Raw genomic sequence first — 11,332 nt, 5'->3', positions numbered from 1 at the left:
AGGGGGGGGGCCGGAGAGAGAACAAACACGCAAAAAAAAAAAGACAAAAACCAACCCCGCCCCCCCCCCCCCCCCCCCCCCCCCCCCCCCCGTGCCCCCCCCCCCCCCCCCCCCCCCCCCCCCCCCCCCCCCCCCCCCCCCGACGACGGCGTGCACCGGATCGGCAACGCGCACCCGTGCGCCGAGTCGCCGAGTTCGCTGACCCGACGGTCGCGGATCAGCAACTCGCGTACAGGTAAGCCGAGTTGCCGGGTGCGGTGACCTGACGGTCGCGGAGCACGACGGAGACCTTGCCGCCCCAGCCGCGGCACGCGGTGTCGAAGTCGGCCCGGGAGTACTCGACGACGAAGACACGATTGGCGAAGGCCGAGGCGTAGGCGCCGCACTCGTCGTAGTGGCCGCACTCCTCGGCGACCGCGAAATCGAAGCCGATCTCGGCGCGGCGGCCGGCCAGTTCGACGGTGTTCTTCTGCCCGATGGCCAGGCCCGCGGCATGGGCGCGCCCGGTCAGCAGCCGGGCGAACGCGGCGTCGTGCTCGAGGGTCAGCAGGCCGCCCGAGCGGCTGTAGGAGTCCAGGTTGTCGGGTTCGACGGCCTGGAAGCCGCTCTTGGCGCAGTCGTCGATCCAGGGCCCGACCACCCCGATCAGCTTGGCGCGCTTGGCCTCGGTGGACACGTCGAGCAGGGCCTCGCCCCAGTCCTCGTCCAGCACCACCTTGCCGCCCTTGCGCAGGAGCAGGTCCGGGTGCTCCTTCTCCCACCACGCCCGCGCGTCCGGCTGGGTCTGGAAGGCGTTGACGTAGCAGATGTTGTATCGCCCGGGTTCGGGTCGCGCGCCCCGATCGCGGATCAGCACGCGCACGTTCGCCGGCGGCGGGTAGGGGCCGCCGATCTGGTAGTCGAACGGGGCGTCGGCGGCGGGCGGCACGACCTGCTTCGCCGAGCCGCCGGGTGCCGCCTGCCCGGGCGGCGCGGGGGTGTTCGGGGCCGGGGCGGCCCCCGGCGCCGTCGGATTCGCCGTTGCCGTCGGGCTCGCCGACGTGGTCGGGACCTCCGGAGCCGTCTCGCTCACCGGCGCGGCCGGGCTCGCCGCCGTCGATGCCGCCGACGGCGAACCGGCCGCCACCCGGGGCGGATTCGCGTCCGCGTCCGACCCTCCTTCGGACCCGCAACCCGCCACGGCGGCCAGCGCCAGGGTCAACGCGACCGCCGCGCGGGCGACTCCGCGGCGTCCGTGGCGTCTGCGGTGGCCGTGGCGTCCGCGGTGGCCGCGGAAAATGAACGAACCTGACACGTGCACTCCTTGCGTGACGGGCCGAAACCGCGCTCACCCGGCGCGGCGAATTCCCGCCGGTGGATATCTGATCCCGGTAATAAATCGAGGTTCGCGCGGGAACGCTTCCGCGTTCCACGACTATAGCCCGATTGCCGGGAGCAAATTATCGCCGAGAATGATCATGCCCGGGAATCACGCATCCGGATAAACGACCCTGCCGGAATCCACCCGCGCCCGGCCGAATCCGTCATATCAGGCCGCGGTGCGCATCGGTGCGGAAAGGGCTTTCGGGTCGAAACCGCTCGCGGTGACCGTGCCATTCGCATCCAGCAAACCGAACACCGGATATCCGGCGACCGCGAATCCCCGGCCCAACGGCCCGTCGGCAGGCTCCACCACGACCCGCGCGACCGCGGTCAGCGCGGCGACCTGCTCACGGGTGTCCGCCTCGTCGCCGTGCACCACCGCGAGCACCCGCCGGCCCTCGCCGCCCGCCTTGCGCGCGGCCTTCACGAACAGCGGCAGCCGCTCCGCGCAAGCCGGGCACCCCGGCGAGAAGAAGCCGAACAGCACGGCCCCCAAACCGTCCCGGGACACCGCCTCACCTGCGGTGGTGACCGCGGCGAAGGCGGGCACCGTCGCGCCCACCGGCAGCACCAGGTCCGCGATGTCCGCATCGTGTCCGCCGTGCCCCTGCCCGCGTCGCGCGCGCAGCTTGCGCACGACACCGAAGGTGAGCAGCAGGTTCAACAGGCACAACACGGTGACCAGGACCACGGCGGCGATCAGCAACGGCATGGCGACTCTCCCGAGGCGGCGAAGGATGTCGGCCGACCTCAGGGCCCGCCACACACGGGCGAACGGGATCGGCGTAGAGGATCCGTGAACGGGACCGCGAACACGACCGGGCGAAATGTATCCCCGGGCCCGCCAATGGCATCAGTGCTCACCCGGAGCCGTTCCGAAACAAAGAAGATACTCGTCGATTCGGGCCGCTCGCATTCTCTTGCCACTCGGCGTCGAACGGGTTTAGCGTCGCCTCCGGCAGAAGCACACCCCGCTTCCGTCGAATCGACCCTGCAATGGAGGTCCACGATGAACCGTGTGATCGGCACCATGGGCGACAAACTGTTGGGGCTCGTCCTCCGCGAGAAACGCGCCGGGGCGTGTGTCCCGGAACACGGCCAGTTCTGCGCCTGCCGTAGCCACTACCGCTACGTGTACAGCTGCAACGGTCCGTGCGTGAAGACCGCCACCCGCTGTTGATTCCGCCATCGCACGGGACCCCGGAGGGCGGTACGCCCCCGGGGTCCCGGTTGCGCCCCCGCGCGGTCAAGGTCGCCCTCACCCTCCAGTTCCGGGCCGCGCCGGTGGGCGCCGCGCTTTTGTTGGCCTGTACCGTGCTGATCGGCGTGCTGCCCGCCCTGGTCGCCTGGTCGACCAAACTGCTCTTCGACGAGTTGGGCCGAGGCGCGCAGGTCGACTCCGGACGGGCGGTGGCACTGGGCCTGGTGCTCGCGACGCTCGGCGCGGTGCTCGCCGTCCTGATGCAACTGGCCGCCTACCTGGACGAGGTGGTCCGGCGTCGACTGGTGGTCACCGTCGAGCGGGACCTGTTCGCCAAGGTCAACGAGTTCCGCGGACTGCGGCGCTTCGAGGACCCGGCGTTCCACGACCGGCTGCGGCTGGCCCAGCAGGCCTCCGAGGACGCGCCGCACAACATCACCATGTTCAGCCAGGAGGTGGTGCGTTCCGCCGCCGCGCTGAGCGGGTTCACCGGAGTGTTGTGGGCCGTGTGGCCGCCGATGGTGGGCCTGCTGTTCCTGGTGGGCGTCGCCGCGTTGTCGGCCCGGCTGTCGATGGCACGCGGGCAGGTGGCGGTGCTCGAACTGACCTCCGGGAAACAGCGCCGCCGGCTGTTCTACCGGTCGCTGCTGACCGACCCGCGTGCGGCCAAGGAGATCCGGCTGTTCGGGTTGGGCGACTTCCTGCACGGTCGGCTGGTACGCGCGCTCGCCGAGGCAACCGACGCCGAACTCGCGGTGGCCCGACGCGGCATGCTCGTCCAGGCCGGATTCGCCGCGCTGAACGCGGTGGTGGCGGGTCTGGGCATGGTCGTGGTGGTCGCGGGCGCCGCGCGCGGGCGATTCACCGTCGGCGACGTGATGCTGTTCACCGCCGCCGCCGCGGGTGTGCAACAGGCCTTCACCGGCGTGGTCTCCCAGGCCGGGATGGCCGCCGAGGCGATCCGGCTGTTCGGCCACTTCCTGGACCTGATGGACACCCCCGACGACTTGGCCACCGCCACCACCGGTACCGGGCAGGTGCCCGCGCTGCGCGGAGCGGTCGAGTTCGACGACGTGTGGTTCCGCTACGACGAGCACGGGCCGTGGGTGCTGCGCGGCGTCCGCTTGGTGATACCGGCCGGCGGCGCGGTGGGACTGGTCGGGCGCAACGGCGCCGGCAAGAGCACGCTGATCAAGCTGCTCTGCCGGTTCTACGACCCGGACCGGGGCACGATTCGCTGGGACGGCGTGGACATCCGCACGATGGACGTGGCCGCGCTGCGCCGCCGGATCGGGGTGACCTTCCAGGACTACATGACCTACGACCTCTCGGCGGCGGAGAACATCGGCATCGGCGACCTGGCCCACCGCGAGGACCTGGTCCGGATCCGGGCCGGCGCGGTGTCGGCGGGCATCGACGCGGACCTGTCCGCGCTGCCGGACGGCTACCGCACCCAGTTGAGCCGGGTGCACCTGGACGAGGACGACGACAAGGCAGGCGTCACGCTGTCCGGCGGCCAGTGGCAGCGCGTAGCGCTGGCCCGCTCGCTGATGCGCGCCGACGCGGACCTGCTGATCCTGGACGAGCCCAGTTCTGGCCTGGACCCCGAGGCCGAACACGACGTGCACCGCACACTGCACCGGCATCGGGCCGGCCGGACGAGCCTGCTGGTGTCGCACCGGCTCGGCGCGCTGCGCGACGCGGACACCATCGCCGTGCTCGCCGACGGCCGGATCACCGAACTGGGCTGCCACGATCAGTTGATGGCGTTGGCCGACGGGCACTACGCCCGGCTGTTCGGGCTCCAGGCGGCCGGCTACCGGGACTCGGACGGACAGGACGACTCGACCAGGATCGCGGAGGACGCGCAGTGAACCCGAGAACACGCGGCGCCCTGGTGCTCGCCGCGGTCGTGGCGACCGCGACGCCGATCCTCTGGGCGGTGCGCTCGCGGGTCGCCCTGGTACGGGTGACCGGAATGAGCATGGCGCCCACGTTCGTGCACGGCGAGCGGTTGATCGTACGCCGGACCACCACGGTGCGACGCGGCGACGCGATCGTCTTCCGCAACCCGGTCCGGTTCGGTGCGGAGGACGAACTGCGCTGGTTGGTCAAGCGGGTGGCGGCGGTCCCCGGCGATCCGGTGCCGCGCGAGGTGCGCCAGGCGGTGCACGCGGTGCGCGGGACGCGGGTGCCGCAGAGTTCGCTGGTGGTGCGCGGTGACGCGGCGCGGACCCAGGACTCGCGGCACTTCGGGTACGTGCCGACCTCGACCGTGCTGGGCGTGGTGGTCGGCGGACGCTGAGGCCCGGCGTGCCCCGCCCCGACCGGGGCCGCCGAGGGGCCGCTCCCTTGACGGGTTCGACCGTGGGGTCGTACGTTCCCTTGCATCGAATTGAAACGTTTCATTTTCTGTGCGTCAGGAGAGTGCTCCCATGCCGGACCACACGATGGTGCGGGCCGCCCTGCGCGCCCAGCGGATCGAGACCCCCTCGTGGGCCTACGGCAATTCCGGCACCCGGTTCAAGGTGTTCGCCCAGGAGGGCGTGCCGCGCGATCCGTTCGAGAAGATCGCGGACGCGGCCCAGGTGCACGCCTTCACCGGGGTGGCGCCGATCGTGTCGCTGCACATCCCGTGGGACCGCGTCGAGGACTACGCGGAACTGGCCGAACACGCGCGGAACCACGGCGTACGGATCGGCGCGATCAACGCCAACGTGTTCCAGGACGACGACTACATGCTCGGCAGCGTGACCAACCCCGACGCACGGGTGCGGCGCAAGGCGATCGACCACCTGCTCGCGTGCGTGGACGTGTTGGACGCGACCGGATCGCGCGACGTGAAGTTGTGGTTCTCGGACGGCACCAACTACCCGGGGCAGGGCGACATCGCCACCCGGCAGGGGCACCTGGGCGAGGCACTGGCCGAGGTGTACGCGCGACTCGGCGCGGACCAGCGGATCCTGTTGGAGTACAAGCTCTTCGAGCCCGCGTTCTACATGACCGACGTACCGGACTGGGGCACGGCTTACGCGCACTGCCTCAAGCTCGGCCCCAAGGCCGTGGTGTGCGTGGACACCGGACACCACGCGCCGGGCACCAACATCGAGTTCATCGTGGCGTTCCTCTTGCGTGAGGGCCGGCTCGGCGCGTTCGACTTCAACTCCCGCTTCTACGCGGACGACGACCTGATGGTGGGCGCGGCGGACCCGTTCCAACTGTTTCGGATCATGCACGAGGTGGTACGTGGCGGTGGGCTCGATCCGGCCGTCGGAGTCAATTTCATGCTCGACCAGTGCCACAACATCGAGCCGAGGATCCCCGGCCAGATCCGCTCGGTGACCAACGTCCAGGAGGCCACCGCCAAGGCGCTCCTGGTCGACGCCGAGGCTCTGGCCGACGCGCAGCGGGCCGGCGACGTCCTCGGCGCGAACGCCGTGCTGATGGACGCCTACAACACCGATGTCCGCCCGCTGCTGAGGGAGTTGCGCGAGGAGCAGGGGCTCGCGCCGGATCCGGTCGCGGCGTATCACGCGTCGGGTCACGGCGATCGCATCCGGGCCGAGCGGGTCGGGGGCACACCGGCCGGCTGGGGCGCCTGAGCCCGGGTACGCTTCGCCCGCCTCCGGCACTGCGCCGTGACGCGTTTCCGCACCGCCGCACCGCGTCGTACCACACCGCATCGCACCGCATTTCCGCGCCGCGCCGTACCGCATTTCCGCGCTTGCGCGCAGCGCCGCAGTTCCGTACTTCCGCACCGCGCCGTACCGATGTACAAGGAGCCCGCCGATGTCCGGCACCCCGTCCGAGGTCGATCGTCTGCTCAGTCGTTCCCGTGCGCTGGGCGCGGATCCGCGCAACACCAACTACGCCGGAGGCAACACCTCCGCCAAGGCCGACGGGATCGACCCGGTCACCGGCGCGGCGGTACCGCTGATGTGGGTCAAGGGGTCGGGCGGAGACCTGGGTACGCTGACCGAGGACGGGCTGGCCGTGTTGCGGCTCGACCGGCTGCGCGCGTTGGTGGGGGTGTACCCGGGCGACGAGCGCGAGGACGACATGGTCGCCGCGTTCGACTTCTGCGCGCACGGCAAGGGCGGCGCCGCGCCGTCCATCGACACCGCGATGCACGGTCTGCTCGACGCCGCGCACGTGGACCACCTGCATCCCGACTCGGGCATCGCCCTGGCCACCGCGGCGGACGGCGAGAAGCTCACCGCCGAGTGTTTCGGCGACACCGTGGTGTGGGTGCCATGGCGCCGACCCGGATTCCGCCTCGGCCTGGACATCGCGGCCATCCGGGCGGCCAACCCGCACGCGATCGGGTGCGTGCTGGGCGGGCACGGGATCACCGCATGGGGTGACACCAGCGCCGAGTGCGAGCGCAACTCGCTGCACATCATCCGGGGCGCGGAGAAGTTCATCGCGTCGCGGCACGACCCGGCCCGGCATGCGTTCGGCGAGCTGCTGGCCGAACCGCTGCCCGACACGCAACGGCGGGCCCGGGCCGCCGCGTTGGCGCCCGTACTCCGCGGACTCGCCGGCACCGACCAGCGCCGGGTCGGCCATTTCACGGACAGCGCCCCGGTGTTGGAGTTCCTATCCCGGGCCGAGCACCCCAGGCTCGCGGCGCTGGGCACCTCGTGCCCGGACCACTTCCTGCGTACCAAGGTGCGGCCGATGGTGGTCGACCTGCCGGCCCACGCGCCGATCGAGGACGTGCTCGCCCGACTGCCCGAGTTGCACGCGAAATATCGTGCCGAGTACGCCGCGTACTACGCCCGGCACGCCGAACCCGACTCGCCGGCCATCCGCGGCGCCGACCCGGCGATCGTGCTCGTGCCCGGCGTGGGCATGTTCTCCTTCGGCCCGGACAAGCAGACCGCCCGGGTGGCGGGCGAGTTCTACGTCAACGCGATCAACGTGATGCGCGGCGCGGAGACGATCTCGACCTACGCGCCGATCGACGAGCGGGAGAAGTTCCGGATCGAGTACTGGGCCCTGGAGGAAGCCAAGTTGGCCCGCCGCCCCGCGCCGCGGGCGCTCGCCGGTCGGGTGGCCCTGGTCACCGGTGCGGGTTCGGGGATCGGCAAGGCGATCGCCGAACGGCTGGTCGCCGAAGGGGCGTGCGTGGTGGTCGCGGACGTGAACGCGGTGACCGCCGGCGAGGTCGCCGAGGCGCTCGGCGGTCCGGACCGGGCCGTCCCGGTCACCGTCGACGTGACCTCCGAGGAGGGCATCCTGGCCGCGTTCGCCGCGGCGGCACTGGCCTTCGGCGGCGTGGATCTGGTGGTCAACAACGCGGGCCTGTCCATCTCCAAACCGCTCCTGGAGACCACGGCCCGCGACTGGGACCTCCAACACGACGTGATGGCGCGCGGCTCCTTCCTGGTCTCGCGCGAGGCGGCCCGGACGATGATCGCGCAGGGCACGGGCGGCGACATCGTCTACATCGCCTCCAAGAACGGGGTGTTCGCCGGCCCGGACAACATCGCCTACGGCGCGACCAAGGCCGACCAGGCACATCAGGTGCGGTTGTTGGCGGCCGAGTTGGGTCCGCACGGGATTCGGGTCAACGGCGTCAACCCCGATGGTGTGGTGCGCGGATCGGGCATCTTCGCGGCCGGGTGGGGTGCGCAGCGCGCCGCGGTGTACGGGGTCGAGGAGGACAGGTTGGGCGAGTACTACGCGCGGCGGACGTTGCTGGGGCGCGAGGTGTTGCCGTCGCACGTGGCCAACGCGGTCTTCGCGCTGACGGGTGGGGAGTTGTCGCACACGACCGGCCTGCACATCCCGGTGGACGCGGGCGTCGCGGCGGCGTTCCTTCGCTGAGTCCGTCGAGTCCGTCGAGTCCGTCGAGTCCGTGGGCCCGTCGGGCCCGTCCGGTTCGGCGAGTCCATCGAGTTCGTCGTGTAAGTCGCGTCCGTCGAGTCCGTATCGACGAGGTAAGAGGAGGTGTTGGGCATGCATACGCCGCGGACCTTTGTGGCCGTCGATCTCGGGGCTTCCAGTGGGCGAGTGCTGGCCGGGCGGGTGGGTCCGGAGTCGCTGACGGTGAGCGAGGCGCATCGCTTCGTCAACCGGCCGGTGCGCGTCGCCGGCACACTGCACTGGGACGCCCTGGCGTTGTACGGCGGCGTTCTGGACGGGCTGCGGGCCGCCGGACGCACCGCCGGGACGCCGGTGAGCGTGGGAATCGACGCGTGGGCCGTCGACTTCGGGCTGCTCGACGCAAGCGGGGCGCTGCTCGGCAATCCGGTGCACTATCGCGACGGTCGCACCGAGGGGGTGCCCGAGCGGGTGTACGCCCGCGTGCCCGCTGCCGAGCTGTACGCGATCACCGGGATCCAGCACGCGGGCTTCAACACCGTCCACCAACTCGTCGCGGCGGCCGACACGCCGCAATTCGCGGTCGCCCGGCAGGCGTTGCTGATTCCGGACCTGATTTCCCACTGGCTGACCGGGGTGGCCGGCACCGAGGTGACCAACGCCTCCACCACCCAGCTCCTGGACCCGGTCTCCGGGCACTGGTCGACCGCGATCATGTCGGCGCTCGGGCTGGATCCGAACCTGTTCCCACCGCTGCGGTTGCCCGGCGAGGCCGCGGGTGTGCTCGACGCCGAGGTGCTGGCCGAGACCGGACTGCGCGGACCCGTCCGGGTCACCGCCGTGGGATCGCACGACACCGCGTCGGCGGTGGTCGGCGTGCCCGCGCGCGGCGATCGCTTCGCGTACATCTCCAGCGGGACCTGGTCCCTGGTCGGTGTCGAACTCGACGCGCCGGTGCTCACCGAGGAGAGTCGGCAGGCCAACTTCACCAACGAGCTGGGCGTCGACGGCACCGTGCGCTACCTGCGCAATGTGATGGGACTGTGGCTGCTCCAGGAGTGCATGCGGCACTGGGACCGGCTCGGTCGACCGCATTCGCTGGAGCGCCTGCTGGACGACGCGGCGAAGGTGCCGGCGCTGCGCTTTCTCGTGGACGCCGGTGATCCGGTGTTCCTGGCGCCCGGCGACATGCCGGACCGGATCGCGGCGGCCTGCCGTCGCGCCGGTGGGCACGTGCCCGGCACGCCCGGCGAGACGGTGCGCTGCATCGTGGACAGCCTGGCGCTCGCCTACCGCACGGCCGTCCTGGACGCGCAGCGCCTGTCCGGACACGTCGTCGACGTCGTACACGTGGTCGGCGGCGGAGCACTGAACACGCTGCTGTGCCAGACCACCGCCGACGCGTGCGCACTGCCGGTGGTGGCCGGGCCGACCGAGGCCGCGGCGCTGGGCAATCTGCTGGTGCAGGCGCGGGCCGCCGGGAGCGTGACCGGTTCACTCGCGGACCTGCGCCGGCTGTTGCGGACGACCCAGCCGCTGCGCCGGTACGAGCCGCGGGACGGGGCCGGCGGGGGCGACTGGGCGAGGGCGGCGGATCGGCTGCCGGTGCGACCGGCCCCGGTCGGCTGAGGGGGCGGGGCGCGGCGTCCCGGGCGGTACGGGCTCGGGCGGTGGGGGCTCGGGGTGCGAATCGTGCGGACGTGCCCCGGGTGTCGCCCGGTCCGCACGTGCGGTCGGCGCCGATCCGGGGCGCGCGGCGACAACCGTTAGGCTGCCCTGATGGCGCCCGCCGGAGATTACCGGCCTGGAGGAGCGGATCGATCCCGGATGACGACGTCGAGCATCAAAGAGGTGGCCCACCGGGCCGGTGTGTCGGTGGGCACCGTGTCCAACGTGCTCAATCACCCCGAGCGGGTGGCCGAGTCGACCAGGACCCGGGTGCTCGAAGCGGTGGCGCTGCTCGGGTTCGTCCGCAACGACTCGGCCCGTTCGCTGCGTTCGGGCGTCGCGAACACCGTGGGCCTGATCGTCCTGGACGTGGCGAACCCGTTCTTCACGGATGTCGCGCGCGGTGTGGAGGACGCCTGCAACGAGACCGGCTCGGTGGTCATCCTGTGCAACTCGGACGACTCCGGGGCCAAGCAGGAGCGGTATCTGCGGGTGCTCCAGGAACAGCGGGTCCGCGGCGTGCTGGTCACTCCCGCGCGGGACGCCGAGTTGCCGGTGGCGGAGTTGCGGGCGCGGGGCCTGGCCGTGGTGCTCCTCGATCGCACCGACGACCGGGCCGACCTGTGCTCGGTCGCGGTGGACGACGTGGTCGGCGGCCGGTTGGCCGCGGAGCACCTGGTGGCCGAGGGGCATCGCGAGTTCGCGTTCGTCACCGGTCCCCTGGGCATCCGGCAGTGCGAGGACCGCCGTCGGGGTATGCGGGCCGCGCTGCGGGACGCGGGACTGCGACTGGGTACGTCCACCCGCGACGTGGTGGTGCCGGCGATGAACGCGCGCTCGGGCGCGGAGGCCGCCGGGCGGCTGCTCGCGGCGGGCCGGCTGCCGTCGGCGGTGTTCTGCGCCAACGACCTGCTCGCGATGGGGCTGATGCGCGAACTGCTGCGCGCCGGGGTGCGGATTCCGCGGGACGTCGCGGTGGTGGGCTACGACGACATCGAGTTCGCGGCGGCGTCTGCCGTCGCCTTGACCTCGGTGCGTCAGCCCACGTATCGGCTCGGGCGTACCGCCGCCGAACTGCTCTTCGAGGAGAGCGAGCAGCCGCGCTCGCATACCCATCGACAGGTGGTGTTCCGGCCCGAGTTGGTGGTGCGCGAGTCGACGACGAGCGGGGGGGGGGGGGGGGGGGGGGGGGGGGCGGGAGGGGGGGGGGGGGGGGGGGGGGGGGGAAAAGCCGGAACACCCCCCACCCACCACCAGACTGAGGGGGGTGTG

Annotated in this window: 9 protein-coding genes; 7 read left to right on the top strand and 2 right to left on the bottom strand. The window is 71.8% G+C overall.

The features are described from left to right. Positions 1-217: 217 nt before the first annotated feature. Together ACZ4FV_RS50355 and ACZ4FV_RS50350 are read right to left on the bottom strand one after the other, a co-directional pair. A complete protein-coding gene (locus ACZ4FV_RS50355; RefSeq protein WP_402231543.1) occupies positions 218-1,072 on the bottom strand; it encodes an endo alpha-1,4 polygalactosaminidase in 855 nt (284 codons plus the stop codon). A 456-nt stretch (positions 1,073-1,528) separates the two neighbouring features. Continuing rightward, the gene (locus tag ACZ4FV_RS50350) at positions 1,529-2,074 is read right to left on the bottom strand and encodes a TlpA family protein disulfide reductase (RefSeq protein WP_395858639.1); all 546 of its coding nucleotides are present in this window, start codon (positions 2,072-2,074) and stop codon (positions 1,529-1,531) included. Positions 2,075-2,371: 297 nt separating this feature from the next. On the opposite strand from ACZ4FV_RS50350, the gene ACZ4FV_RS50345 reads away from it, so the two are divergent. The 7 genes from ACZ4FV_RS50345 to ACZ4FV_RS50315 form a co-directional block, all read left to right on the top strand. Beyond that, positions 2,372-2,542, top strand: coding sequence for a hypothetical protein (locus ACZ4FV_RS50345; RefSeq protein WP_395858638.1), 171 nt, complete (start codon positions 2,372-2,374; stop codon positions 2,540-2,542). A 50-nt stretch (positions 2,543-2,592) separates the two neighbouring features. Next, positions 2,593-4,437: an ABC transporter ATP-binding protein gene (locus ACZ4FV_RS50340; RefSeq protein ID WP_402230960.1), complete on the top strand. Its 1,845-nt coding sequence runs from the start codon at positions 2,593-2,595 to the stop codon at positions 4,435-4,437. After that, positions 4,434-4,868 (top strand): S26 family signal peptidase, encoded by a 435-nt coding sequence (locus ACZ4FV_RS50335; RefSeq protein WP_402230957.1) that lies wholly within the window; start codon positions 4,434-4,436, stop codon positions 4,866-4,868. The genes ACZ4FV_RS50340 and ACZ4FV_RS50335 overlap by 4 nt, the downstream gene beginning before the upstream one ends. A 130-nt stretch (positions 4,869-4,998) precedes the next feature. Then, on the top strand, positions 4,999-6,165 hold the full coding sequence (gene rhaI, locus ACZ4FV_RS50330; RefSeq protein ID WP_402230955.1) for an L-rhamnose isomerase: 1,167 nt from the start codon (positions 4,999-5,001) through the stop codon (positions 6,163-6,165). Positions 6,166-6,352: 187 nt separating this feature from the next. Next, the gene (locus ACZ4FV_RS50325) at positions 6,353-8,395 is read left to right on the top strand and encodes a bifunctional aldolase/short-chain dehydrogenase (RefSeq protein ID WP_465328074.1); all 2,043 of its coding nucleotides are present in this window, start codon (positions 6,353-6,355) and stop codon (positions 8,393-8,395) included. A gap of 132 nt (positions 8,396-8,527) precedes the next feature. Beyond that, positions 8,528-10,021: a rhamnulokinase gene (locus ACZ4FV_RS50320; RefSeq protein WP_465328072.1), complete on the top strand. Its 1,494-nt coding sequence runs from the start codon at positions 8,528-8,530 to the stop codon at positions 10,019-10,021. Between the two features lie 198 nt (positions 10,022-10,219). Further along, a partial coding sequence (locus tag ACZ4FV_RS50315; RefSeq protein WP_465328070.1) for a LacI family DNA-binding transcriptional regulator occupies positions 10,220-11,332 on the top strand: 1,113 nt, incomplete at its 3' end.

It is taken from the genome of Embleya sp. NPDC025285, assembly GCF_055558835.1.
This window is presented reverse-complemented; position numbering and strand designations above follow the sequence as displayed.